A 23,945-nucleotide genomic window follows, 5' to 3' on the forward strand; every position below is an offset into this window, starting at 1 on the left:
TTGGTGCTGCCCTGTTTGTATTTCTGGTGTCAAACCGATTGTAGAATTGACTTACGGTGGTAAAATGTCGCCACTTTTATCCTTGACATCACAACGAGAGCCCTCTCGTTGCTCATTACCCCTAAGGAACTCAAATGACGGTTAAAACTCGTTTTGCTCCTAGCCCAACTGGCTATCTACACGTTGGTGGTGCGCGTACTGCACTTTACTCTTGGCTATACGCTAAAAACCAAGGTGGCGAATTCGTTCTACGTATCGAAGATACAGACCTTGAACGTAACTCTCAGGAAGCCGTTGATGCGATTCTAGAAGGCATGGAATGGCTAGGCTTGGAGTGGGATGAAGGTCCTTACTACCAAACTCAACGTTTTGATCGTTACAACGAAATGGTTGATAAGCTTCTTGCTGAAGACAAAGCGTACAAGTGTTACGCGTCTAAAGAGCTGCTAGATGAAATCCGTGCAGAGCAAGAAGCAAACAAAGAAATGCCTCGTTACGATGCAAACCATCCAAAAATCAAAGCGGCAAACGAAGCGGCAAAAGACGGTGACCCATGTGTTATCCGTTTCCGTAACCCAAAAGAGGGTAGCGTAGTATTCGAAGACCAAATTCGTGGCCGTATCGAAATCCGCAACGATCAAATGGATGACCTAATCATTCGTCGTACTGACGGTTCACCTACTTACAACTTCTGTGTAGTAGTGGATGACTGGGACATGGGTATCACTCACGTCGTTCGTGGCGAAGACCACATCAACAACACGCCTCGTCAAATCAACATCTACGAAGCATTGGGTGCGCCAGTACCAACGTTTGCACACTGTGCAATGATCTTAGGTGATGACGGTGCGAAACTGTCTAAGCGTCATGGTGCAGTATCAGTAATGCAATACCGTGATATGGGTTACCTGCCTGCGGCACTAAACAACTACTTAGTGCGTCTAGGTTGGTCTCATGGCGACCAAGAAATCTTCTCTCAAGAAGAGATGATCAACTTGTTCAGCCTAAACGCAGTATCTAAGTCAGCGTCTGCTTTCAACACGGATAAACTGCAATGGTTGAACAACCACTACATCAAGAACTCAGATCCTGCGTACGTTGCAGAGCATCTACAATGGCATCTAGATCAGCAAAAACTGGACGTAACAAACGGCCCTGCGATCACTGACGTGATCAAGCTAGTCGGTGAGCGTTGTCATACTCTTGTTGAGCTTGCTGAGCAAATTCGTTACTTCTACGAAGATTTCTCTGAGTTTGAAGCGGGCGCAGCGAAGAAGCACCTGCGTGGTGTAGCGAAAGAGCCTCTAGAAGTAGCACTTGCGAAAGTGGAAGCGATCACAGAGTGGACTACAGAAAACCTACACCAAATGATCGCTGACGTATGTGCAGAGCTTGAAATTGGCATGGGTAAAATCGGTATGCCACTTCGTGTTGCAGTAACAGGCGGCGGTCAATCACCTTCTGTTGATGCTGTAATGGCGTTGATCGGCAAAGAACGTTGTGTTGCTCGCATCAAAATGGCGCTAGAGTTCATTGCTGAGCGTGAAGCAAACGCATAATTAGACTGAATAAATAGTCATTCTAAGCCGCGATATTTGTCGCGGCTTTTTTGTATCTGAAGGTTCACAGCACTATAAAGCTTAATTTTGCTAAGGATATAAACTGCTCGTTTTGCTTTTTAGTTGTTCAAAAATGGATAAGTTTTTGTAATCCATATATGCCTAATATGAATAAAAATTAACCGTTCGTATTCAAAATATCTCTCTGATTTATATTTATAAATCCTAAAGTTCCCTAATTGTTGTCTCAATATTGAGAAATAAACTTGCTTTAGCTGTCTGGTTTTAAAAAGTGACGCAAACGTTTGCGTGGTTGGCGGGGTGGGTCTTTGAGTGCTCAAGATCACATAATGTAGAACTTTTTGATGACACGAAATTGACAGTTTTGGGATTTGTCTCGTGATTTCTTAGCGTTATAGTTCAACCCGTCAGTGAGAACTCGATAACGATATGCATCACTGCACTGGAAATATACCCAAGTGACTTTCCATAAATTTTTTGCATGTGCATAAAGCGGAAGTTGCTTCGGTATCCACTCAAGGAATGAATAAAAAGAATTGAAATACAACGTCAGTGTTATTAGGCGGCGCATTTCGTCATCGAATTAAAAAAAAGTACTTCTTTAGAGGAATCAATAATGAAAAAACTAGCAGCGGTAATTTCAGCGTCTTTACTTATGGCTTCAGCAGCTCAAGCAGAAGTATACGTGGGCGGTAAAATGGGTAAATCTTGGTTGGAAGATGCTTGTGTAGCAGGTCAATCTTGTGACAAAGATGGCTCAACTCTTGGTGCTTTCGTTGGTTACGAATTCAATGACTACATTGCACTAGAAGCTGGTTTCGACAACGTTGGTGATTTCGATCAAACTTCTTTCGGTGGCCATGTAGAAGCAATCACTCTTGCTCCTAAATTCAGCCTACCAATCACTCAAGACATCGCACTTTACGGTAAAGTTGGTGGTGCTTACGTAATGTTCGACGGTAAAGATGATTACTCTTACCTAGGCGCAGCTGGTGTTGAATTCAACCTAAGCCAAAACGTTACAGCACGTGCGGAATACCAAACAATTACTGACATTAGCAACAACGTAAGCAAAGCAGCTGGTAACTCTGCAACTCTAGGTGTTTCTTTCAAATTCGGCGGCAACGATGAGCCAGTAGTAGTTGAAGAAGAGCCAGTAGTTGAAGAAGTAGTTGTAGAAGAAGTTGTTGAGCCAGTAGTGGTTACTAAAACTTTCGAAACTCAAACTATCGGCACTGGTAGCTTTGACCTAAACAGCACAACACTTAAACCAGAAAGCGCTTCTAAACTAGACAATCTAGTTGCTTTCCTAAACGAGCACCCACAAGCGAAGGTTGAAGTAGTTGGTTATACAGATACTTCAGGCGCTGCAGCATACAACCAAAAAGTTTCTGAGAAACGTGCTGAGTCAGTAGCAAACGCGCTAGTTGAAAAAGGCATCGATGCATCACGCATCCAAGCTCGCGGTGAAGGTGAAAACAACCCAATCGCATCAAACGATACTCGTGAAGGTCGTCAACAAAACCGTCGCGTAGAAATCGTTGTACCTGAGTTCGAATACCAAGTTCAGCAATAAGCTCCTATCCGACCGTAGAATAGCTGCCTAAAGCTGAATGCCCCGAAGAGTTCGCTCTTCGGGGCTTTTTTTATCTGTTCATTTTGTATCGCTTAATTTGTGAATGGTGGACACAAAAAAAGAGAACCGGTTGATGACGGGTTCTCTTTTTGCGTTCGATAGAGCTTCAACTCTCGAAATCATTTTTAGCAGTGAAGCGAAATGTGTCTGAAGCGCTTTAAGTTGTGTAAGTACGAGAGTGGATTACTTCAGATCGATGCTGTTGAGTCGGCCCATAAAAGTGAGGATTTCTAAGTTCTCTTTGTGGGCTTCTAGTAGTGCCTTTTTCGTTTGCATGTAAGCGGCAAGTTTGCCGTATTTGTTAATCGAACGTACTACCGTCTTGTATTTGTATTCACCCTTATCGTTAAACTCGCGCCATTTCGCAATGTAACAAGTGTCTCGGTTGTCTGGGTTCTCGAGGGTTGGGTTAGGCTTATGAACGATTTTAGGCTCAACGCTGTGCGGCAGACGCGTCATTAAGTACGGGTCTTTTAATAGACGTCGCCAAAACTTGCCCCACATTTCTCTACCCAACTCATTTCTTAGTTTGATGGCTTTCTTCAAGCCCTTTTTCTCTCCAATACGAACAAAGCCCACTGAGCGATGCAAAACAGTATCGTCAGGAGTATGAATGTGGATCTTAAAGGCAGTCTTGCCTTTCGAAATAAAGCGGTGTCCAGTGTTAGTAATTAAATTGCTCTTAGACATAGTGCTAACTAATATTTTTATTAATAGTAGAGAGGGTAAGCAAAACTCATAAATAATTAAAGTAATAAAATACAAAACTGTAAATAGTAACTGTGAAGTAATTAAGGGCGACGGCGAGCGTTTTCAACCCGCATGAGGTTTGACCAGAAGCGGCAATATGCTGCTGGTGGGCGTTTGGATTATCGGGAAGAGAACGTTGTGTGTGGGAAATGAGCCCGATAAACGCGTATATTGGATTATCGGGAAGAGAACGTTGTGTGTGGGAAATGAGCCCGATAAACGCGTATAAAAAAGCCTTAGCTCAACGGTGAGCTAAGGCTATGATATGGCGCCCCCAGTAGGATTCGAACCTACGACCTGTCCCTTAGGAGGGGACTGCGCTATCCAGCTGTGCCATGAGGGCGTAATACCAATCACAGTAACTATTGGGTTATTGCTACAGGTTAAACAAATTCACAGCCATGCTGCTGATTTCTTTAACCCTAGTGCTAACTTGTTAGTTACTTAGACAGGCATAATCAAATAAGATGCGTTGTCTATGATATTCAAAAGTAAGCATATCTCAAGGCTTAATGTGACCTTTTATAAGATCTTGTTCATTACATCGCCAATTTGAACGCTGGACGCCAAATTCGGCTGATCAATCGTCAATTCTGCTTCTTGTTCATAGATGCGGGAGACCGTCAAAGTGATCTCGCTTTGCGACACTTTATTACGCGGTAAACCCTTTTGATCGATGAATGATGCCGTGTGCCACAGTTGCAGTTTGTCACCTTCTTTTACGCCGTGCATGCGGCCCAGATCCATCGTGACGGTGTTGCCAAAAACGGCCACCACTTCCGGTAGGGTAATCTTGCAAGACAGTTCGGACTCGAGGTCTAACATGATGTTGCGGCTGACGCGTAGCATCATTTCGCCATAGGTCGATGCCCAGAAACGTGCACTACGAGTATCAACTTGGCTGGTTTTGGCGAATGGCCAACGCGCGACTTCGCGGTAGGCTTTGTTGAAGACTTCATGGCCTGTCTTGCCATCGAAGACTTTCATCTCTAAAGCAAACTGACGGTTAATGATGTCGTCTTTTAAGAGTTGAGATTCAATCGTTGCCGTTAAGTCAGTAATCACGCCGCCAATAATGTATTGTGCGCCGTTGTCCTGCGCAATCATTTGAGTGCGAGCTGGATAATTGCTGCTGATTGAGTAGTCTGTCGTGCCAACAGAAACGAAGCTGCGTGAGGTTTGATCCAATTGGCGATTAACGACTTTGCTGAAATCGTCACCCACTTGGTAGATTTGCCCCATGACTGCTTGTTGGGGAGAGGCAACGTCAATGTTACCGACCAAAATAGTCTTTTTGTATTGATCCGTGTGGCAACCCGTTGCCGATGGATAGATGTCCACTCGGATCTTCATTTCCATTTTACCACCGCGTTTGCGCTCAGATTCCACGAGAATGTAGCGCACCTCATGGTTAGTAAACTGATATTCTTTGCGGTTTTCTTCCAATAGCGGCATCAAATTACTGATGCTGCCAATGTCTGCGCCCGAAAAGTTGACGGCTTTGAATAGAGCGTCTTCCAACGCATGGAGCCTTGCCGCATCTTCAGAAGAAACGATCGTGGCAACGCCTGTCACTTCGTACCAAGACGCCACTGCACGAAGTGGCAGAAGCATAACGAAAGTGATTGAAAGTAGGCTAAATAATATTTTTTTCATTGGGTATGACCGTTCGGGTATAAATATTGCTATATCAATTTCAGTGAAGTTTGGTGGCGTTTTCTTAGTTCGACAAACAAAGAAAAGCAAAGACTGTTCCAATATTACCTTTACTCAGTAAGGAATTGTGAAAGAACAGTGCCACCCAAGATTATCTGGAGAATCAAACCATGAAAAAGTGGCTTGTCGCCGCATCGATGATGACGCTTTTGACATCGTGCGCGTACTCACCGATTTATAATGGTAAAGAACCGTATTCAGGCAGCCAGTTCATGTTGATGGACAGTCCGCGTCATACGATGGACTTCTTTATTGAGAGCATGACAGAAGATTTGATGGTATCTAACGTTGCCGTTTCTGCACGTACACCAATTGCTATCACATCGTTTGTTGACCTGCAAAATATGGATGCGACCAACTGGTTGGGCAACTCTGTATCTGAAGGATTTATCCATCAGTTCCAACGTCGCGGTTTTAAAGTCGTCGATTTTAAAACGACAGGATCTATCCAAGTGACGCAGCAAGGCGACTTTGCCTTAAGCCGTGACTGGCAAGATCTGGCGCAAGAGCAGCAAATTCAGTATGTGCTAACGGGAACCATGCTTCGTCAAGAAGGTGGCGTATTGGTTAATGCTCGCGTTGTTGGTATGCAAAGCCGTGTTGTGGTTGCCACAGCGCAAGGGTTCTTGCCTGCAGACCGAATCGGCCGTGATTTGGATACGCTAAATAGCATCCGTACCCAAGATGGCGTGTTGATTCGTTCAGACCCAACCATTCGCCAGCCATACACTGTGATTCTCCGCCCATAGGATAGAACCATGAAGAAGTTATTATTTATTATTGCCACCTTGGTGCTTGTGGGATGTCAGCCATTACAACAGATGCGCCAAGATGAAATTTTAGTGGCGGTAGGTTATGCAAGCGTAAGCGAACAAACTGGCCGCACGGTAGAAGAAAAACGTGTGCGCGCGATGCGAGCATCAAAAATTGATGCGTATCGTGAGTTAGCAGAGCAAGTTTACGGCATGCGAGTAAGCGGTCGTGCCGAACTTGAAGATCAGCGTCTTGGCATTGAAAGCACGAGTGGCGCGGTCGATGGCGTGATTCGCGGTGCAGAGGTCGTGCGCAGTTACTTAGTTGAAGACAGTTACGTAACAGAGTTACGTTTGGATATCCGTAAGATGGATAAGCTACGCGATTACGGTGAAGTTCAACAAGTGCCTGAGAAGCGTCAGCAAACCTTGTTCTAAAACCACTTCACTAAATAAACAGATAATCTTTTCGAGCGGCTAATTGGCAACAATTGGTCGCTTTTTTATGGGTTGATTTGATGGCTTTGCCTAATGAGGAAGGAGAGGCTAGAGCGTTAGGCTTTAATATTGGTGCCTAGCGTTGAAATGGTGTGGGTTTTGCCGCCGGCATTGTAGGTCATACCGATCTTGCCGTGAGTGTGTTGAAGCATGTTATTGAGCTTGTTAAAACTCAATTGAGCACGGCTGAGGGATTCTCCATTCACGCGATTGACTTGTTGACAGTCCAGCACGATGGATTGGATTTGGGCTACAACCTGACTTAGGTGCTCATCTTCGGTAAGTTGATTGACATGCGGGTGAGAGGCAATTCGCTGATCAGTGGTTCTTAGCTGATCAATGAGTGTCATTTTTTGTTTGGCGATGCTTTCGATTTCAGAAGAGACACGCGCAGTAATCGCCTGTGTTTCCTGACGTAAAACAGTAGAAAGCGCCTTAGCATTTTCTAGTTGAAAGTTTACGAGATCGACTAATGCTGCCATAAATACTTACCTTGGGCCTAAGTCAGTTAGCTTTTGCCTTGCAATTCGTTTTCAAACTTGATCATATTGTCGGCCAGTTTTTCTGGGTCAACGCGGTATGAACCGTTTGCGATTGCTTCTTTGATTGCCGCTACTTTCGCACTGTCGTAAGCCGGAGAAGCTGCCATATCCTTTTGGAGTTTGCTGACGGCTTTACTTTGTTGGCTTAGCGATACAGCGTCTTGTTGAGCTGGCGCTTTTTTCGATTCAGTTGCGCTTGATGTCGCACTTGAATCGTTACGTGCAGGCGCGCGACTGGTCGTCGACATCATTTGCCCTGAACGTATATTATCTATACCTGCCATGTTTAACCTTTGCCTTGTATCGTAATACTGGTATCCAGACTATCGACCAACCAAACGATAACTTTAATCATTTTTTGCATTTTTATTGATCAATTTTCACAATGCGGTTGTACTACCTAAATAAAGGTTAAAAGGTGACGGTAATTTCCGCAATGTTAGTCACTATGCCCTCTATTATACGTTGTGACTTGTCATTTTTCACTCTTACTTGATCGCCCGTGGCTCCATCTTGCAATGCTGTGCCTTGTGTTGTGATCGTCATGCCTGATTTTACGGCCTTTATTGTCACTTTTTCATTACGGCAAACCACGCAAACATCATTGCGCTCAACCACATCACCAAGGCGAACGCTACGTTTTAACTTTGCACCGACCACTTGTTCGAAGCTAGAAAAGCCATCTTTGCGAAAGCGTTGAAGCTCAATCATGGACGTTGTGACATCAGATGCGCTGATGATCTCACCTCGGCCAAGTTGTCGAGTTGCGACGATCATTGGTACTGAAGAGGAGACACGAACAGGGACATACACTTTCCAGTCATCGGCAGGGCATTCTACCAACACATTGATATTGCTGCGGGTGCTGCTGGTGGAAGAGGCCGAAGTGTCGAGGGGTTCAGGGCAGTCAGTTGCCTTGATTCGAGAGTCAATGTCTGCCGCATTCACAGTCAATTCACCTCCGGCTGGCTGCTCTACCGTGGCAAGAATATGTTGTTCTGCTGCCAATTTTATTTGTTCTATCTGATTATCTGTTGCCGAATGAACAAAAAAACTAAACATACTGAGCAAAATGCCGATAGACTTAGCGTACTTTGTAAATAGCGCTCTACATATTGTCATAGTCAATGTTGTCGAAGTTATAGTGAAATACGCCATACTGTCTCCCTGGTATCATGCTTGCCAGTGGTAGAGTATCATTTAAAAACAAAAAGTTTGAGATGGAGATGAGCATATGACGGGGATTCTTGACTCGGTGAATCAGCGTACGCAACTCGTCGGTCAGAACCGATTGGAATTATTGACCTTTCGACTGATGGGGCGACAGCGTTACGGCATCAACGTATTCAAAGTAAAAGAAGTACTTCAGTGCCCTAAGCTGACTTCTATGCCAAATCTACACCCTCTGGTAAAAGGTATTGCTCATATCCGTGGCCATACCGTGTCAGTAATTGATTTGAGCCTGGCAATTGGTGGCCGCCCAACCACCGATATTGATAAATGTTTTGTTGTTATCGCTGAATTTAACCGTACGATCCAAGCATTTTTGGTATCATCGGTTGAGCGTATTATCAACATGCACTGGGAAGCGATTTTGCCGCCGCCAGATGGCGCAGGTAAAGCGCACTACCTAACTGCTGTGACGAATATCGATAACGAACTTGTTGAAATCCTAGACGTGGAAAAAATCCTGGCTGAAATCGCGCCAGTTGATGAAACCATGGATTCAACCATCGGTGAAGAAATCGCACAAGCGGAGCAAGAAAAGCCTATCGTACGTCGCATTCTGATTGCTGATGACTCAACGGTTGCACGTAAGCAAGTTGAGCGCGCGATTACTTCGATTGGTTTCGAGGTCGTATCTGTCAAAGATGGCAAAGAAGCGTACAATAAGTTGCTTGAAATGGCTCAAGAAGGCAGCATTTACGATCAGATTTCTTTGGTGATTTCTGATATCGAAATGCCAGAAATGGATGGCTACACATTAACGGCTGAAATCCGCAGAAATGCAGATTTGAAAGATCTTTATGTTATCCTTCATTCCTCATTAAGTGGCGTTTTCAACCAAGCCATGGTTGAGCGCGTAGGTGCAAACACCTTCATTGCGAAATTTAACCCAGACGAATTGGGTAACGCGGTTAAATCTGCATTAACACAATAAAAGAGACATTAATGACTGCTATTACAATCAGTGATCAAGAGTATCGTGACTTTAGCCGTTTTCTAGAATCGCAATGTGGCATCGTATTAGGCGATAGCAAACAATACCTCGTGCGCAGCCGACTGAGTCCTCTAGTGACTAAGTTCAAGCTTGCGTCGTTGTCTGATTTGCTGCGCGATGTTGTTGCTGGCCGCAATCGTGAATTGCGTATTGCTGCTGTGGATGCGATGACGACTAACGAAACATTGTGGTTTCGAGATACTTATCCGTTCACGGTTTTAGCTGACAAACTATTGCCAGAAGTTGCGGCAAATAAACGTCCAATTAAAATTTGGTCTGCGGCCAGTTCATCTGGTCAAGAACCTTATTCAATCGCGATGACAATTCTGGAAACGCAACAGCGTAAGCCAGGTTTGCTGCCAAGTGTTTCCATCACGGCGACGGACATTTCTGCAAGCATGCTCGAAATGTGTCGTGCAGGTGTGTATGACAACCTTGCTTTAGGTCGTGGCCTTTCGCCTGAGCGTCGCCGCACTTTCTTTGAAGATGCAGGCGATGGTCGTATGAAAGTGAAAGACAACGTTAAACGTTTGGTGAACTTCCGTCCTCAAAACTTGATGGATAGTTACGCACTGATGGGTAAATTCGACATCATTTTCTGTCGTAACGTGCTGATTTACTTCTCTCCAGAGATGAAATCTAAAGTGCTTAACCAAATGGCGAGTAGTTTAAACCCTGGTGGTTACCTATTGCTGGGGGCGTCAGAGTCGTTAACCGGTCTGACTGATAAATTTGAAATGGTGCGCTGTAATCCAGGTATCATTTACAAGCTTAAATAGCGGTATCTCTTATTTGAAAACAAAGCCTGACCTCGTGTCAGGCTTTTCTTTTTCTGCATTCTTTCTTTTGTCAACATGAGATGAGCTTTCGAGTTTCCCCTCGCTAATCTGTTGTCGGACTTTGCCCTGTTCCCTCTGCAGGGTGTATCTTTATTCAAGTAAGCGAAGTGATACGACATTCCAGTTACTTTGGCTTGCTTATTGCAACCTAAAACGTCAATAGCTGATAGGTGCTTTAGCGTTTCCGGTTTTTGGCACGCTAATTGCTATTTAGTTATTAATAACGGTCAGTTCTTAATTGTAGAGGCAAACATGGCTATATCTTTTGACAAGGCACTAGGCATCCACCAGCACACGGTGGGCGTACGTGAGCGCAATGCAGAGGTGATTTCCACCAACATCGCGCAAGCAAACACGCCTGGTTACAAAGCAAGAGGTCTAGACTTTGCCAAGGAATTACAAGCGGCAACATCTGGGGCAAGCATTGGTCTTAGCCGAACAGATGGTCGGCATATTCCTGCCACTACAACGTTGATGGGGGACAAACTGTATCGTCTTCCTACGCAACCAGACACGGGTGATGGCAACACGGTAGATTTGGATTTAGAGCGTAACTTGTTTATGCAAAACCAAATCAGACACCAAGCATCACTCGACTTTCTAGGCGGCAAATTCAAGAACTTAACCAAGGCAATCAAAGGGGATTAATTTAGATGAGCTTATTTAACGTTTTCAATGTGACAGGTTCCGCAATGAGCGCTGAGTCTGTTCGTCTGAATACTACCTCGAGCAACTTGGCGAATGCCGACAGTGTCAGCAGCTCTGCGAAAGACACCTACAAAGCGCGTCATGCTGTATTTGGTGCTGAGTTAAGTAACGCCATGCGTGGCGGTGATACTGTGCCAGTGAAAGTTCTGGGAATTGTAGAAAGTGATAAGCCGCTTAGTGCGGAGTACAACCCTGATCATCCCCTTGCAAACGACGAAGGCTACATCTACAAGCCAAACGTCAATGTAATGGAAGAAATGGCCAACATGATTTCGGCTTCTCGCGCATACCAAACGAATGTGCAGGTTGCTGATTCTAGTAAACAAATGCTGCTGCGTACGCTGCAGATGGGTCAATAAGGATAAGGAGGTAGCGTATGGCCGGAATTAACAACGTTGGTCAAAGCGGCTTGTCCTATATCGACCAGCTTAAAAGTCTTCAAGAGAACAAAAAAGCGGAAGGGAGCACAGGTAAGCAGGACCTAAAACAGGAAGACTTCTTATCGTTGCTCACGAAGCAATTGTCTCAACAGGACCCTTTTAAGCCGGTAAGTAATGACCAGATGATTGCGCAAATGGCGTCATTTGCGACCGTAGATGGCATTGGCAAGATGAACACTCAGTTTGAGAGTTTGAACTCGTCAATGACATCGAACCAAGCGTTGCAAGCTTCCTCTTTGGTAGGGCGCGACGTATTGGTCCCAGGTGCGGCGGGTGTGAAGCAAGACGATGCGCCTATGGCGGCAATGGTTAAGCTTTCGAAATCTCTCGACAACTTGTTTGTTCGTGTAGAAGACGAAGCTGGCCAATTGGTTCGTACTTTTGAGGTAGGTGCGAAACCAGCCGGCGACACACGCGTACTTTGGGATGGTAATGATGAAAGCGGTAATCCATTGCCTGCTGGCAAATACAAAGTGAAAGCGTCTGGCTTAGTGGATGGGGAGTCACAAGAGTTCCCTGTGTCTACTTACGCCAACGTAAACAGTGTATTGCTGGGTAAAGGTGACGGAAACGTATTACTCAATCTGGCTGGTTTTGAATCACCAGTTCGACTTGCAGAAGTACTGGAAGTTGGCAAAGCGTAATCCATAACACGCTAGATTAGGAGATTTTGGAATGTCATATGTATCTTTAAGCGGTTTGTCCGCGGCTCAACTGGATTTAAATACAACCAGTAACAACATTGCGAACGCCAACACGTACGGCTTTAAAGAGTCTCGTGCGGAATTTGCTGATGTTTACTCAAACTCTTTGTTTACTAACGCAAAAACCACTCCGGGTGGCGGTGCACAAGCAAGCCAAGTGGCACAACAGTTCCACGAAGGCTCAAGCATTTACACCAACAACCCAATGGATTTGCGTGTATCGGGTACTGGCTTCTTCGCAGTAGCGAAAGATCGTCTTATCCCACAACAAAATGAAATGACACGTAACGGTGCATTCCATTTGAACAAAGAAAACTACATGGTAACCGCGAACGATGAGTTCCTACTTGGTTATCAAGTAAACCCAGAGTCTGGTGAGGTTTCATCTTACGAGCCACAACCAATCAATATTCCTGCGGAATTTGGTAAGCCAAAACAAACAGCGAACATTGAAGTGGGCGTGAACTTACCTGCTAACGGTGATTTGAAAGATCCAACTCAGTTTGATTTTTCAGACCCAGATACATACAACCGTTCAACCTCTTCGACCATTTATGACTCGATGGGTCAATCTTACAAGTTAACAACGTACTACTTGAAAGATCAGACTCAGCCAAACACGTGGAACACTTACTACACAGTAACAGACAAGAGTGGTGAGAAGCCGTTAAACGTTGCTGGTGGTGATGCGCAAACACCAACAGGTCATATTGGTCACACCATGAAGTTCAACAACGATGGTACGTTGGCAAGCCTAAACAGCGGTAACCCGATTACTTCTGTTGCATTGGGTGATCCTGCAACAAACACCACGCCGCTTGATATGAATGGTGCAGATCCTGCTCAGACGCTTAACTTTGGTCTGGGTGCTGCGACACAATTTGCCGCCCCATTTGAGCTGACTAAGTTCGATGAAGATGGTGCGACAACGGGTTTCCTAACCAAAGTTGACTTTGATGAAAACGGCAGCGTATTGGGTACTTACTCAAACGGTGAAAACGTAACGTTGGGTCGTGTGGCGCTAGTTCGTGTTCCTAACGAGCAAGGTCTGGATAAGAAGGGCGGTACGCAATGGGATTCAACTCAGTTCTCTGGTGACAAGATTTGGGGTGAATCAAACAAAGGCTCTTTCGGTACTATCAACAACGGTATGCTAGAACAGTCAAACATTGATATGACTCAGGAGCTGGTGGATCTGATCTCTGCTCAGCGTAACTTCCAAGCAAACTCACGTTCGCTAGAAGTACATAACCAGCTACAACAAAATATCCTGCAGATTCGATAATCTGCATTATCAAGTTAGGCGTGCTTTCGCCGCTTGGCTTGATAACATCATGACATTCATCTGATGCTTAGCCTGAAAACACCTCAGTTCAGGCTAAGCATGCTTTGATCTCTGGTTTGCCGCTGTTGCCGCCACATGGATCAAAATCTTGCCTCCCTTTGCAGTTTTCTTTCATTGAATATCCTTCTTGATTGCCTTTAATTTCATTCAACTTTTTGATAAATAAGCCTATTTTTATCTTGGCATAACTATTGCTTTTACTCCGAAGTACAGAGACTTTTTTGGAGTAGATTATGGATCGCGCACTGTTTCTCGCAATGAGTGGCGCCAAGCAAAATATGCAGGCTTTGCAATTGCGCGCTAACAACTTGGCTAACGTCAGCACGACGGGTTTTCGTGCGGATTTAGCACAGGCTCGCTCAATGCAAGCGTATGGCGATGGTTTACCGTCACGCGTGTTTAGCATGACAGAGCGTCCGGGACATAATTTTGCTCAAGGCAGCGTGATCACGACTGGTCGCGATTTAGACATTACCGTCGAAGGCAGCGGTTGGATTTCTGTATTGGATCACACCGGCAAAGAAGGTTTGACCCGTAACGGTAACCTAAAAATTGACCAAAATGGCATGCTAACCAACGCAAGCGGTCATGCCGTTTTGGGTGAGAACGATGCGCCAATCACTCTGCCAATCCCACTCTCCAAAATCGAAATCGGTCGTGATGGCACCATCTCTGTACTTCCACAAGGTGCGCCGGCTGAAGAATTACAAATCGTTGATCGTATCAAGCTTGTGAAAACTGACGATCAAAGCTTATTTAAAGACACCAATGGCTTATTTCGCCATAAAACTCCAAACCAGCCTTACGAAGCAGACGGCACTATCAGCATTCAAACTGGTGCGATTGAAGGTAGTAACGTGAATGCCGTAGGTGAAATGACCGCGCTGATTGACCTTCAACGTCAATTCGAAATGCAGGTCAAAATGATGAGCACCGCTGAAGAGATGGATAAATCTTCAGATTCATTGCTTCGTATGAGTTAACAGAGTTAGAGGTTCACTATGCATCCAGCACTATGGGTAAGTAAAACAGGCCTAGACGCCCAACAAACCAACATCGCTACGATTTCGAACAACTTGGCGAACGCCTCGACCGTGGGCTACAAAAAAAGCCGTGCGGTCTTTGAAGATTTGTTCTATCAAAACATCAACCAGCCGGGCGGTCAGTCTTCTCAAAACACCGAGCTGCCAAGTGGCTTGATGCTTGGTGCCGGTTCTAAAGTGGTTGCAACGCAAAAAGTGCACACGCACGGTAATGCGCAAACCACCACCAACGCATTGGACATGATGGTGGAAGGCGATGGTTTCTTCCAAGTGACTCTGCCTGACGGCAACATCGGTTACACCCGTAACGGCCAGTTCACGCTAAATGGTGAAGGCACGTTAGTGACATCTGGTTCTGGTTACCCAGTAGAACCTGAAATTGTGATTCCTGAAGATGCGATTTCTATCACTGTCGGTACGGACGGTGAAGTATCTGTGCGCGTACGTGGTCAGCAAGATAACCAAGTCGTTGGTCAGTTGACTATTACAGACTTTGTTAACCCAGGTGGCCTAGAGCCAATCGGTCAGAACCTTTACTTGCCAACAGGCGCAAGTGGCGACCCGCAAGAAGGTGTTCCGGGTTTGGACGGTTTGGGTGAAATTCGCCAATCGATGCTAGAAGCCTCCAACGTAAACGTGACAGAAGAATTGGTCAACATGATCGAAGCTCAGCGCGTGTACGAAATGAACTCTAAAGTGATCTCATCTGTCGATAAGATGATGAGTTTCGTTAACCAGCAGTTGTAACGGCGAAAGTTAGCCATTAAGGAGCTCATAATGAAACGTATCTGTTTACTTGCGCTGATCACAACCATGTCTGGCTGTGCGATGTTAGAACCCATCGAAACGGATGAAGTGACGCAAGCGACTACCGTTGTGGATGCGGTTGAAGGCGATAAGTCGAAAGACGAGAGTAGCGGCATCGTTGATACACTGCGCGGCAGAAATGATCCGGTTGCTGGTGATCCAGCGTGGGCTCCAATCCATCCAAAACAAAAGCCTGAGCATTATGCTGCGGCGACGGGTTCTCTGTTTAGCCCAGAGCACATTACCGATTTGTATGACGACTCTAAACCTCGCGGCATTGGCGACATCATCACAGTCACGTTAGATGAAACCACCAGTGCGACGAAGAGCGCTAACGCGGACTTGTCGAAAACCAACGAAGCGCAAATGGATCCGTTACAAGTGGGCGGTGAAGAGCTGAAAGTAGGCGGCAAGTACAACTTCTCGTATGACTTAAACAACACCAACACCTTTGCTGGTGACTCTTCTGCGAAGCAGAGTAACAGCATCAGTGGTTACATTACGGTCGAAGTGATCGAAGTGCTGGCAAACGGCAACCTCGTGATCCGTGGTGAGAAGTGGATGACGCTAAATACGGGTGACGAGTACATTCGCTTAAGCGGCACAATTCGTCCTGATGACATCAACTTCGACAACACAATTGCGTCAAATCGTGTGTCTAACGCAAGAATTCAATACTCAGGAACCGGTCTGTCACAAGATATGCAAGAGCCTGGCTTCTTGGCACGATTCTTTAATGTAGCGCTATAAGACGCCGCACTGACGGCAAATTGACTGCAAGAGATTAAGTAAGCATGAAAAGAATCGTTTTATTACTGATGAGCGTTGCTCTGTTTTCTACAGCCGCCCAAGCCGCACGAATCAAAGACGTCGCGCAAGTGGCAGGCGTGCGAAGCAACCAACTCGTGGGTTATGGTTTGGTTTCAGGCTTACCAGGTACGGGCGAAGCGAACCCATTTACTGAGCAAAGTTTCGCAGCCATGCTGCAAAATTTCGGCATTCAGCTGCCGCCGGGTACCAAGCCAAAAATCAAAAACGTTGCCGCGGTTATGGTCACGGCAGAGTTGCCGCCATTTTCTAAGCCGGGTCAACAAGTGGACGTGACTGTATCGTCAATCGGCAGTGCGAAAAGCCTACGTGGTGGTACGCTTCTACAAACGTTCCTTAAAGGTCTAGACGGTCAAGTTTACGCGGTTGCCCAAGGTAACTTAGTGGTGAGCGGTTTCAGTGCTGAAGGCGCTGACGGTTCAAAAATTGTTGGTAACAACCCAACCGTTGGTCTTATCTCTAGTGGTGCGACGGTAGAGCGCGAAATTCCAAACCCATTCGGTCGTGGTGATTACATTACTTTCAACTTGCTTGAATCTGATTTCACGACCGCACAACGCATGGCGGATGCGGTAAACAACTTCCTTGGCCCACAAATGGCTAGCGCAGTCGATGCGACGTCGGTACGCGTGCGTGCCCCTCGTGATGTCAGCCAGCGTGTGGCGTTTTTGTCCGCGATTGAAAACCTAGAGTTTGACCCAGCTGATGGCGCGGCGAAGATCATTGTTAACTCCCGTACTGGCACGATTGTCGTTGGCAAACACGTGCGTCTTAAGCCTGCGGCAGTGACGCATGGTGGCATGACTGTCGCCATCAAAGAAAATCTAAACGTTAGCCAACCAAACAGCTTCTCTGGCGGCCAAACGGTCGTGGTGCCCGATTCAGATATCGAAGTGACGGAAGAAAAAGGCAAGATGTTCAAATTCGAGCCGGGTTTGACGCTGGATGACCTCGTACGTGCGGTGAATGAAGTGGGCGCAGCACCTTCTGATTTGATGGCCATCTTACAAGCATTGAAACAAGCTGGTGCCATCGAAGGCCAGTTGATCATCATTTAATCGTTAGGAGGTTGCGATGATGAAGAATCCTAACGATATCGGTTTTATTCACGACATTAGCTCACTCGATAGCCTGCGTCAGAAAGCGGTTAAAGAGGGCAAAGATGGCGAGCAAGAAGCACTGCATGCGGCTGCTCGTCAGTTTGAGTCTATCTTTACATCCATGATGCTGAAGTCGATGCGCGAAGCGAACGAAGGCTTCGAGTCGAACATCATGAATAGCCAAAATGAGAAATTTTACCGCCAGATGCTTGATGAGCAGATGGCGAGTGAACTGAGCGCAAATGGCTCTATGGGCTTGGCAGATATGATAGTGGCACAGCTGACGGCTGGCCAAGGCAATGATAAGAGCGAAACGGCAATGCGCGATGCGGCAAACAGCGCCGTAGAATATCGTCGCGTGGACCCTAAAAAAGCGCGTGAAATTGAAAAGCGTTTGATTGAGTCCGGCGAACTTTCCCGTACCAGCCATACTCCCGCTAAGTTTGATTCGCCAGAATCTTTTGTGAACTCCATGAAGCCATACGCTGAAAAGGCGGCGAAAGCGTTGGGTGTAGAACCATCATTGCTTCTTGCTCAAGCAGCTCTGGAAACTGGCTGGGGACAAAAAGTGGTGCAAAATGCTCGTGGTAGCAGTAACAACTTGTTCAACATCAAAGCAGACAGAAGCTGGCAAGGTGACAAAGTCACCACGCAAACATTGGAATTTCATGACAATACGCCAGTGAAAGAGACGGCAGCGTTTCGTTCTTACTCGAACTATCAAGATAGTTTCAACGACTACGTCCGTTTCTTAAATGACAACCCACGTTACGAGACGGCATTGCAGCAACGTGGAGATTCTGAATCCTTTATTCGCGGTATTCATCGAGCAGGTTATGCGACGGATCCAACCTACGCCGACAAAGTTCTGCAAGTGAAGCAGAAAATCGAAAGTATGTAACCTTTTGGGGTTGCCGCGTACGCGAATCATTAAGGCTTGCCATCGTGCAAGCCTTTATTTTACCTGAATTTACTACTCTAAATCCCTCTTGGCACATCTTTTGCTTTTACTTGTCTAGGTGATCGGTATTTACCGATCTTATTTCGTTTTTGGGGGCAGGTATGGCGTCAGATCTTCTGAATGTAGGTACTCAAAGTGTGCTTACTGCTCAGAGGCAGTTAAATACTACTGGTCATAACATTTCTAATGTTAATACAGAAGGTTACAGCCGTCAGTCAGTGATTCAGGGTACCAACGATCCACGCATGTTTGGTGGTTCGACCTACGGCATGGGCGTGCATGTGGAAAATGTTCGCCGCTCGTGGGACCAATTTGCCGTTAATGAACTCAACCTGTCCTCTACAAGCAATGCGAATAAAACGGATACCCAAGATAACTTAGACATGCTTTCTAGCATGTTGAGCTCTGTTGCATCGAAGAAGATCCCAGAAAACCTCAACGAGTGGTTTGATGCTGTGAAAACCATGGCAGACACACCAAACGATTTAGGTGCGCGTAAAGTTGTGTTGGAAAAGGCAAAAATCTTTTCAGACACATTAAACGACTTTCACGAAACGGTGCGACTGCAGTCAGACGTAACCAATAAAAAATTGGACATGGGCATTGAGCGCATTAACCAACTGGCGCTAGAAATTCGTGACATTCACCGCTTGATGATGCGCACTCCTGGTCCACATAACGATTTGATGGATCAGCATGAAAAGCTGATTACCGAGCTGTCGGAATACACTAAGGTCACCGTGACCCCACGTAAAAACGCTGAAGGTTTCAACGTGCACATCGGCAATGGTCATACCTTGGTGTCGGGCACAGAGGCAAGCCAATTAAAAATGATTGATGGCTACCCAGACGTGCACCAACGACGTCTAGCGATGGTCGAAGGCGATGGCATCAAAGCGATTAAGGCCGACGACATGGACGGCAAAATCGGCGCGCTACTCGACATGCGTGACAAACACATTCCGCAACTGCTGGATGAAATGGGGCGCTTAGCTACCGGATTCTCTTACAAGGTCAACCAACTGCAATCGCAAGGTTTGGATCTCAACGGCAAAATCGGTAAAGACGTTTTCACCGATGTGAATTCTGAGCTGGTGGCTAAATCACGAGTGTTTACTGCACCAAACTCGAAAGCGGACGTTGCCGTTTATGTCGATGATATTTCGGCGTTGAAAGGTGGCGAATATGCGCTGCGCTTCGATGGTGATCGCTACAGCGTGACAACACCGAAAGGCGAGCAAGTTCAGATAGATATAGACCAATCGGATTCTACCTTCGTATTGGATGGCATGAGAGTGCAAATCGGCGAAGGCCTTGCCGCTGGCGAACGAGTGCTGCTGCGTCCTACTCGCAGTGGTGCTGCCATCATCAAGATGGAAACCAACGACGCTAAATCCATTGCCGCACAAAGTTATGAAGCGTCTACGACGTTTGCTCAAGGCAGTGCAAAATTCAATATTCGTGAAGCGGGTGATGTAAAAGAGTTTGAAGTGACGGTCCAGCCACCCGATGAAAAGCACGACAAAGCGTGGCTAAAGATTACCGATAACAAAGGTAACTTACTGTCTGATAAATACTCTTATCCGTTAGACAAAGATGATCCGCTGATTGAAATCTCAGTGCCGAAAAGTCATCCGCTATACAAAAATGGCGATGCAACCATCTTTGAACTCACAGAAGGCGCACTGCTGAACGACAAATTTACGGCCAACTTGGTGCCGTCAGAAGGTGGTAACGGCAACTTGAGAAAGATGCAGCAATTACAAACCAACAAAATGATGGATGGTAAATCGAGCACCTTGATTGACGTTTACCACAATCTTAATACTGAAGTGGGTTTGAAATCGGCAACGGCTAACCGCTTAGCATCGGTTGCGCGTTTAGAGCATGAAGCCGCACAAGAACGTGTAGCATCGATTGCGGGTGTGAACCTCGATGAAGAGGCCGCCAACATGATGAAGTTTCAACAAGCTTACATGGCTTCATCACGCGTGATGCAGGCGGCAAATGACACCTTCAACACCATTTTGCAACTGAGGTAAGGAGAAGAGATAAGTGTTAACCCGAATTTCTAGTTTCCATAACTATCAGTCTGTACAAAATGACTTGCGTCGCCAAGAGAACAAGATCCATCACAACCAAGAGCAACTTGCCTCAGGTAAGAAGCTGCTTAAACCAAGTGATGATCCGCTGGCTGCGCATTACATTCAGAATATTGGCCAGCAGCAAGAGCAGTTAAAGCAATATTTAAGCTCGATTGTGTTGGTGCGTAACCGTTTAGAAAACCACGAAGTGAACATCGCGAACGCAGAAAGCTTCGCTGATGAATCGAAACGTCTCACCATGGAAATGATCAACGGTGCGTTTTCTGCCGAAGACCGACAAGCGAAAAAGCGTGAGTTGGAAGAAATTGCAAATAACTTCCTTAACTTAGTGAATGCACAAGATGAATCGGGCAACTACGTGTTTGCGGGGACAAAGCCGAAAAGCCAGCCATTTTATCGCGATAAAGATGGCAGCGTGCAATACGCTGGTGATGATTACCAACGCAAAATGAAAGTGTCCAGCATGCTGGATATGCCGATGAACGATCCTGGTAGCAAACTATTCATGGAAATCCCAAACCCGTTTGGTGATTACCAGCCTAGTTACGATTTACAAAGCGGTTCTGACTTACTGCTAAGCAAAGCAACCAATGTGGATGCGAAGGACACCGCTTCTTATCGCGTGACGTTTGTCGATATGAATAACGGAAAGTTTGGCTACCAATTGGAGCGAAACGGCAAAGTGGTGGACGCTGACGAATTTTCGCCAGAAAAAGGCATCGAGTACAAAGGACTTAAAGTGCATGTGAAAGGGCAAATTACCCCTGGAGACAGCATCGGCATCGAAAAGCGTGAGTCCTTCAGTATTTTCGATACCTTTAAGGAAGCGATGTCTTGGTCGGATAAATCCGTCTCCGATACATCAGCGACCGCGAAGTTGCACCAAATGACAGAGGAATTTCAAGCCGCGTTCATCCATTTGAACAAAGCTCGAACCGACGTGGGTGCAAGGCTGAGCACGCTCGATATTCAAGAGCAAAACCACGAAGACTTTAACTTGTCTTTGGCAAAAGCAAAGAGCAATTTTGAGGATTTGGATTACTCCAAAGCCGTGATCGAGTTCAGTGAGAACTCGCGTGCATTGCAGGCCTCGCAACAAGCTTTTGGCAAAACAAAAGACCTGACATTGTTTAACTACATTTAATGATTTGACGGCCAGCGGCGAATAACGACAACGAGAGATTTTGATGCCTTATGTGCCAAGCCTTAAGTGCGAGAAATATCAAAAGTCGTTTAGCTGAGGTGAGTGAGCGGCATGTTTTTACCGAATGCGGCAAAGGCACCGGTGGCAATGTGAGCGGCAAGCTTCTCTTGGTGTGAAAATATCTTCATCGCATAGAGAAAGAGGTCGAAAACAGCGAGTGCGTTATCTAACTTATTGTTTATTTATCTATTTTAATTTGGAATCGACATCTTAAATAAGTTGGCACACAAATTGTATTGAATAATGTCAGAACAGATTTCGAGATTCTAAACCCTGCGTTAAAGGCAGATTTAGCAAGTAATTTTTACGGTCAGTGCTTATCCAAATGAGAGTAAAGCTGGCCGCTTCGCAAAAGCTTGCGAACTCAAAAGGAGAGCAAAATGGCTGTAACAGTTAGTACTAACGTCTCCGCGATGACCGCGCAGCGTTACTTAAATAAAGCGACCAACGAGCTGAATACCTCGATGGAGCGTCTATCATCAGGTCACAAAATTAACAGTGCAAAAGACGATGCAGCAGGTCTACAGATCTCTAACCGTCTAACGGCACAGTCTCGTGGTCTTGATGTGGCAATGCGTAACGCGAACGATGGTATCTCTATCGCTCAAACGGCTGAAGGTGCGATGAACGAAGCAACGTCAGTGATGCAGCGTATGCGTGACTTGGCTATCCAGTCATCAAACGGTACTAACTCTCCAGCTGAGCGTCAGGCAATCAACGAAGAATCAATGGCGTTGGTTGACGAACTGAACCGTATCGCAGAAACCACATCATTCGGTGGCCGTCGTCTATTGAACGGCTCATTCGGTGAAGCGGCATTCCAAATCGGTGCGAGCTCTGGTGAAGCGATGATCATGGGTCTAACCAGTATTCGTGCCGATGACACTCGTATGGGCGGTGTGACATTCTTCTCTGAAGTAGGAAAAGGTAAAGATTGGGGTGTTGATCCAACTAAAGCCGATCTAAAAATCACGCTTCCTGGCATGGGTGAAGACGAAGATGGTAATGTTGATGATCTAGAAATCAATATCAACGCGAAAGCGGGTGATGACATCGAAGAGCTAGCAACGTACATCAATGGTCAATCAGACATGATCAACGCGTCTGTAAGCGAAGATGGCAAGCTGCAAATTTTTGTTGCTCATCCAAACGTTCAGGGTGACATCTCGATCTCTGGTGGTCTTGCTTCTGAGCTAGGCCTAAGCGATGAGCCAGTAAGAACATCAGTACAAGATATTGATATGACAACGGTTCAAGGATCTCAGAACGCGATTTCTGTACTGGACTCTGCACTGAAATACGTGGATTCACAACGTGCGGATCTTGGTGCGAAACAAAACCGTCTGAGCCACAGCATCAACAACTTGGCAAATATCCAAGAAAACGTTGACGCGTCGAACAGCCGAATTAAAGACACGGACTTTGCGAAAGAAACAACGCAAATGACCAAAGCACAAATTTTGCAACAAGCAGGTACTTCGATTCTTGCTCAAGCGAAACAGTTGCCAAACTCTGCAATGTCACTATTGCAGTAGTTTATACCAATTACAGTGAATAAAAGTTCAGAAATAGCGTAGATTAAATGCTTGAGAACGAGGAAAAGTTTTTCGATAAGTAGTCATTCTACAGTCAAAAACTTTAACATAGTTATCGAGCATTTGAGCAAGCTAGTGTGAGCAGTTATTTACTACGATTGGTATCCTCTAGCCTGTATTCAATACATTCAGACGTGGATGGGAATGCGGGCTTTTGGCAAGCAACTTTATAATAGAATGAATGGCTCTCTCATCTCTCACCTGCCAATCATTTTCAATGTAGAGTTGCACCCGGTATGCCGGAAATGTGTTCATTTCTCTTGATCTCCACATAGGCTCTGGCGACCAACCTAGCCCCAGTTCTCTCAAAGGAAAAGGGGCTTTTTCTTTTCTGCATTTTCCTTCTTTTATTTTCTCTATTCATTTCCTTATCTCTTATTTTTGATGTTTTTCTGTACAATTTGGCCCTCTCGGCTCAATTTGTAGAAACTTGAGCACTTTTTCTGACTTTTCTTCAATTTTTTTAGCCAAATCTCGCAATGTTATTTTTTTAAATTTTTTTCTAAAGCTTCTGAATTTGGTGTCGTTAATAGAAGTAACTTTGAGAGAACTACTTGGTTTTCCGAGACGT

24 protein-coding genes and 1 tRNA gene are annotated in these 23,945 nt (G+C 45.6%); 18 read left to right on the top strand and 7 right to left on the bottom strand.

What is annotated here, in order from left to right; all coding sequences use genetic code 11:
* Nucleotides 1-134 precede the first annotated feature (134 nt).
* Both gltX and OU793_RS18880 read left to right on the top strand, forming a co-directional pair.
* Nucleotides 135-1,559, top strand: a complete 1,425-nt coding sequence (gene gltX / locus OU793_RS18875) for a glutamate--tRNA ligase (protein ID WP_005482241.1) — start codon at nucleotides 135-137, stop codon at nucleotides 1,557-1,559.
* Between the two features lie 637 nt (nucleotides 1,560-2,196).
* A complete protein-coding gene (locus OU793_RS18880) occupies nucleotides 2,197-3,156 on the top strand; it encodes an OmpA family protein (RefSeq protein ID WP_005453991.1) in 960 nt (319 codons plus the stop codon).
* A 243-nt stretch (nucleotides 3,157-3,399) separates the two neighbouring features.
* On the opposite strand, the gene OU793_RS18885 is transcribed toward OU793_RS18880, so the two are convergent.
* The 3 genes from OU793_RS18885 to OU793_RS18895 all read right to left on the bottom strand — a co-directional run bounded on the left by OU793_RS18885 (nucleotide 3,400) and on the right by OU793_RS18895 (nucleotide 5,622).
* Nucleotides 3,400-3,906, bottom strand: a complete 507-nt coding sequence (locus tag OU793_RS18885) for a hypothetical protein (RefSeq protein ID WP_005482262.1) — start codon at nucleotides 3,904-3,906, stop codon at nucleotides 3,400-3,402.
* Between the two features lie 326 nt (nucleotides 3,907-4,232).
* A tRNA-Arg gene (locus OU793_RS18890) sits at nucleotides 4,233-4,309 on the bottom strand.
* A gap of 179 nt (nucleotides 4,310-4,488) precedes the next feature.
* Nucleotides 4,489-5,622, bottom strand: coding sequence for a flagellar assembly protein FlgT (locus tag OU793_RS18895; RefSeq protein ID WP_005482259.1), 1,134 nt, complete (start codon nucleotides 5,620-5,622; stop codon nucleotides 4,489-4,491).
* 170 nt (nucleotides 5,623-5,792) lie between these two features.
* On the opposite strand from OU793_RS18895, the gene OU793_RS18900 reads away from it, so the two are divergent.
* On the top strand, nucleotides 5,793-6,431 hold the full coding sequence (locus OU793_RS18900) for a FlgO family outer membrane protein (protein ID WP_005382013.1): 639 nt from the start codon (nucleotides 5,793-5,795) through the stop codon (nucleotides 6,429-6,431).
* A 9-nt stretch (nucleotides 6,432-6,440) separates the two neighbouring features.
* Nucleotides 6,441-6,872, top strand: a complete 432-nt coding sequence (gene flgP / locus OU793_RS18905; RefSeq protein ID WP_005453982.1) for a flagellar assembly lipoprotein FlgP — start codon at nucleotides 6,441-6,443, stop codon at nucleotides 6,870-6,872.
* A 116-nt stretch (nucleotides 6,873-6,988) separates the two neighbouring features.
* Here flgP and OU793_RS18910 read toward each other — a convergent pair whose 3' ends face one another.
* From OU793_RS18910 to flgA, 3 genes are all read right to left on the bottom strand, one after another.
* Nucleotides 6,989-7,414, bottom strand: coding sequence for a flagella synthesis protein FlgN (locus OU793_RS18910; protein ID WP_005454011.1), 426 nt, complete (start codon nucleotides 7,412-7,414; stop codon nucleotides 6,989-6,991).
* 26 nt (nucleotides 7,415-7,440) lie between these two features.
* Nucleotides 7,441-7,758 (bottom strand): flagellar biosynthesis anti-sigma factor FlgM, encoded by a 318-nt coding sequence (flgM, locus tag OU793_RS18915; protein WP_005453996.1) that lies wholly within the window; start codon nucleotides 7,756-7,758, stop codon nucleotides 7,441-7,443.
* Nucleotides 7,759-7,885: 127 nt separating this feature from the next.
* Nucleotides 7,886-8,632, bottom strand: coding sequence for a flagellar basal body P-ring formation chaperone FlgA (gene flgA / locus OU793_RS18920; RefSeq protein ID WP_025795295.1), 747 nt, complete (start codon nucleotides 8,630-8,632; stop codon nucleotides 7,886-7,888).
* A 76-nt stretch (nucleotides 8,633-8,708) separates the two neighbouring features.
* Between flgA and OU793_RS18925 the strand changes: the two genes are divergently transcribed.
* The 14 genes from OU793_RS18925 to OU793_RS18990 all read left to right on the top strand — a co-directional run bounded on the left by OU793_RS18925 (nucleotide 8,709) and on the right by OU793_RS18990 (nucleotide 23,314).
* Nucleotides 8,709-9,635 (top strand): chemotaxis protein CheV, encoded by a 927-nt coding sequence (locus OU793_RS18925; RefSeq protein WP_005462297.1) that lies wholly within the window; start codon nucleotides 8,709-8,711, stop codon nucleotides 9,633-9,635.
* An 11-nt stretch (nucleotides 9,636-9,646) separates the two neighbouring features.
* A complete protein-coding gene (locus OU793_RS18930) occupies nucleotides 9,647-10,474 on the top strand; it encodes a protein-glutamate O-methyltransferase (RefSeq protein WP_005462295.1) in 828 nt (275 codons plus the stop codon).
* Nucleotides 10,475-10,786: 312 nt separating this feature from the next.
* Nucleotides 10,787-11,182 (top strand): flagellar basal body rod protein FlgB, encoded by a 396-nt coding sequence (gene flgB, locus OU793_RS18935; RefSeq protein ID WP_005462294.1) that lies wholly within the window; start codon nucleotides 10,787-10,789, stop codon nucleotides 11,180-11,182.
* A gap of 5 nt (nucleotides 11,183-11,187) precedes the next feature.
* A complete protein-coding gene (gene flgC / locus OU793_RS18940) occupies nucleotides 11,188-11,601 on the top strand; it encodes a flagellar basal body rod protein FlgC (protein WP_005462293.1) in 414 nt (137 codons plus the stop codon).
* A gap of 17 nt (nucleotides 11,602-11,618) precedes the next feature.
* Nucleotides 11,619-12,326, top strand: coding sequence for a flagellar hook assembly protein FlgD (gene flgD / locus OU793_RS18945; protein ID WP_005462292.1), 708 nt, complete (start codon nucleotides 11,619-11,621; stop codon nucleotides 12,324-12,326).
* Nucleotides 12,327-12,357: 31 nt separating this feature from the next.
* Nucleotides 12,358-13,671, top strand: coding sequence for a flagellar hook protein FlgE (flgE, locus tag OU793_RS18950; RefSeq protein WP_005462291.1), 1,314 nt, complete (start codon nucleotides 12,358-12,360; stop codon nucleotides 13,669-13,671).
* Between the two features lie 293 nt (nucleotides 13,672-13,964).
* Nucleotides 13,965-14,714: a flagellar basal body rod protein FlgF gene (locus tag OU793_RS18955; RefSeq protein WP_005462290.1), complete on the top strand. Its 750-nt coding sequence runs from the start codon at nucleotides 13,965-13,967 to the stop codon at nucleotides 14,712-14,714.
* An 18-nt stretch (nucleotides 14,715-14,732) separates the two neighbouring features.
* The gene (flgG, locus tag OU793_RS18960; RefSeq protein WP_005382032.1) at nucleotides 14,733-15,521 is read left to right on the top strand and encodes a flagellar basal-body rod protein FlgG; all 789 of its coding nucleotides are present in this window, start codon (nucleotides 14,733-14,735) and stop codon (nucleotides 15,519-15,521) included.
* 30 nt (nucleotides 15,522-15,551) lie between these two features.
* The gene (gene flgH, locus OU793_RS18965) at nucleotides 15,552-16,331 is read left to right on the top strand and encodes a flagellar basal body L-ring protein FlgH (RefSeq protein ID WP_005462288.1); all 780 of its coding nucleotides are present in this window, start codon (nucleotides 15,552-15,554) and stop codon (nucleotides 16,329-16,331) included.
* Between the two features lie 44 nt (nucleotides 16,332-16,375).
* Nucleotides 16,376-17,467: a flagellar basal body P-ring protein FlgI gene (locus OU793_RS18970; RefSeq protein WP_005454020.1), complete on the top strand. Its 1,092-nt coding sequence runs from the start codon at nucleotides 16,376-16,378 to the stop codon at nucleotides 17,465-17,467.
* A 16-nt stretch (nucleotides 17,468-17,483) separates the two neighbouring features.
* On the top strand, nucleotides 17,484-18,410 hold the full coding sequence (gene flgJ, locus OU793_RS18975; protein ID WP_005454015.1) for a flagellar assembly peptidoglycan hydrolase FlgJ: 927 nt from the start codon (nucleotides 17,484-17,486) through the stop codon (nucleotides 18,408-18,410).
* Nucleotides 18,411-18,571: 161 nt separating this feature from the next.
* Nucleotides 18,572-20,512 carry a flagellar hook-associated protein FlgK gene (gene flgK, locus OU793_RS18980; RefSeq protein ID WP_005482264.1) on the top strand — a complete coding sequence of 647 codons (1,941 nt, stop codon included), beginning with the start codon at nucleotides 18,572-18,574 and terminating at the stop codon, nucleotides 20,510-20,512.
* Between the two features lie 13 nt (nucleotides 20,513-20,525).
* A complete protein-coding gene (flgL, locus tag OU793_RS18985; protein ID WP_005482245.1) occupies nucleotides 20,526-21,719 on the top strand; it encodes a flagellar hook-associated protein FlgL in 1,194 nt (397 codons plus the stop codon).
* 440 nt (nucleotides 21,720-22,159) lie between these two features.
* Entirely contained in the window at nucleotides 22,160-23,314 is a 1,155-nt protein-coding gene (locus tag OU793_RS18990; protein ID WP_005462278.1) for a flagellin, read from the top strand.
* A 435-nt stretch (nucleotides 23,315-23,749) separates the two neighbouring features.
* Here the strand turns inward: OU793_RS18990 and OU793_RS18995 are convergent.
* A partial coding sequence (locus OU793_RS18995; RefSeq protein ID WP_274647820.1) for a hypothetical protein occupies nucleotides 23,750-23,945 on the bottom strand: 196 nt, incomplete at its 5' end.

The sequence above is a fragment of the Vibrio sp. VP6 genome (genome assembly GCF_028823755.1).
In the GTDB taxonomy this organism is placed as follows: Bacteria; Pseudomonadota; Gammaproteobacteria; order Enterobacterales; family Vibrionaceae; genus Vibrio; species Vibrio parahaemolyticus.

What these genes read in the sequence shown, in the direction of transcription:
- gltX (WP_005482241.1), top strand. Translation starts at nt 135, where the DNA reads ATGACGGTTAAAACTCGTTTTGCTCCTAGCCCAACTGGCTATCTACAC.
- OU793_RS18880 (WP_005453991.1), top strand. Translation starts at nt 2,197, where the DNA reads ATGAAAAAACTAGCAGCGGTAATTTCAGCGTCTTTACTTATGGCTTCA.
- OU793_RS18885 (WP_005482262.1), bottom strand. Translation starts at nt 3,906, where the DNA reads ATGTCTAAGAGCAATTTAATTACTAACACTGGACACCGCTTTATTTCG.
- OU793_RS18895 (WP_005482259.1), bottom strand. Translation starts at nt 5,622, where the DNA reads ATGAAAAAAATATTATTTAGCCTACTTTCAATCACTTTCGTTATGCTT.
- OU793_RS18900 (WP_005382013.1), top strand. Translation starts at nt 5,793, where the DNA reads ATGAAAAAGTGGCTTGTCGCCGCATCGATGATGACGCTTTTGACATCG.
- flgP (WP_005453982.1), top strand. Translation starts at nt 6,441, where the DNA reads ATGAAGAAGTTATTATTTATTATTGCCACCTTGGTGCTTGTGGGATGT.
- OU793_RS18910 (WP_005454011.1), bottom strand. Translation starts at nt 7,414, where the DNA reads ATGGCAGCATTAGTCGATCTCGTAAACTTTCAACTAGAAAATGCTAAG.
- flgM (WP_005453996.1), bottom strand. Translation starts at nt 7,758, where the DNA reads ATGGCAGGTATAGATAATATACGTTCAGGGCAAATGATGTCGACGACC.
- flgA (WP_025795295.1), bottom strand. Translation starts at nt 8,632, where the DNA reads ATGGCGTATTTCACTATAACTTCGACAACATTGACTATGACAATATGT.
- OU793_RS18925 (WP_005462297.1), top strand. Translation starts at nt 8,709, where the DNA reads ATGACGGGGATTCTTGACTCGGTGAATCAGCGTACGCAACTCGTCGGT.
- OU793_RS18930 (WP_005462295.1), top strand. Translation starts at nt 9,647, where the DNA reads ATGACTGCTATTACAATCAGTGATCAAGAGTATCGTGACTTTAGCCGT.
- flgB (WP_005462294.1), top strand. Translation starts at nt 10,787, where the DNA reads ATGGCTATATCTTTTGACAAGGCACTAGGCATCCACCAGCACACGGTG.
- flgC (WP_005462293.1), top strand. Translation starts at nt 11,188, where the DNA reads ATGAGCTTATTTAACGTTTTCAATGTGACAGGTTCCGCAATGAGCGCT.
- flgD (WP_005462292.1), top strand. Translation starts at nt 11,619, where the DNA reads ATGGCCGGAATTAACAACGTTGGTCAAAGCGGCTTGTCCTATATCGAC.
- flgE (WP_005462291.1), top strand. Translation starts at nt 12,358, where the DNA reads ATGTCATATGTATCTTTAAGCGGTTTGTCCGCGGCTCAACTGGATTTA.
- OU793_RS18955 (WP_005462290.1), top strand. Translation starts at nt 13,965, where the DNA reads ATGGATCGCGCACTGTTTCTCGCAATGAGTGGCGCCAAGCAAAATATG.
- flgG (WP_005382032.1), top strand. Translation starts at nt 14,733, where the DNA reads ATGCATCCAGCACTATGGGTAAGTAAAACAGGCCTAGACGCCCAACAA.
- flgH (WP_005462288.1), top strand. Translation starts at nt 15,552, where the DNA reads ATGAAACGTATCTGTTTACTTGCGCTGATCACAACCATGTCTGGCTGT.
- OU793_RS18970 (WP_005454020.1), top strand. Translation starts at nt 16,376, where the DNA reads ATGAAAAGAATCGTTTTATTACTGATGAGCGTTGCTCTGTTTTCTACA.
- flgJ (WP_005454015.1), top strand. Translation starts at nt 17,484, where the DNA reads ATGATGAAGAATCCTAACGATATCGGTTTTATTCACGACATTAGCTCA.
- flgK (WP_005482264.1), top strand. Translation starts at nt 18,572, where the DNA reads ATGGCGTCAGATCTTCTGAATGTAGGTACTCAAAGTGTGCTTACTGCT.
- OU793_RS18990 (WP_005462278.1), top strand. Translation starts at nt 22,160, where the DNA reads ATGGCTGTAACAGTTAGTACTAACGTCTCCGCGATGACCGCGCAGCGT.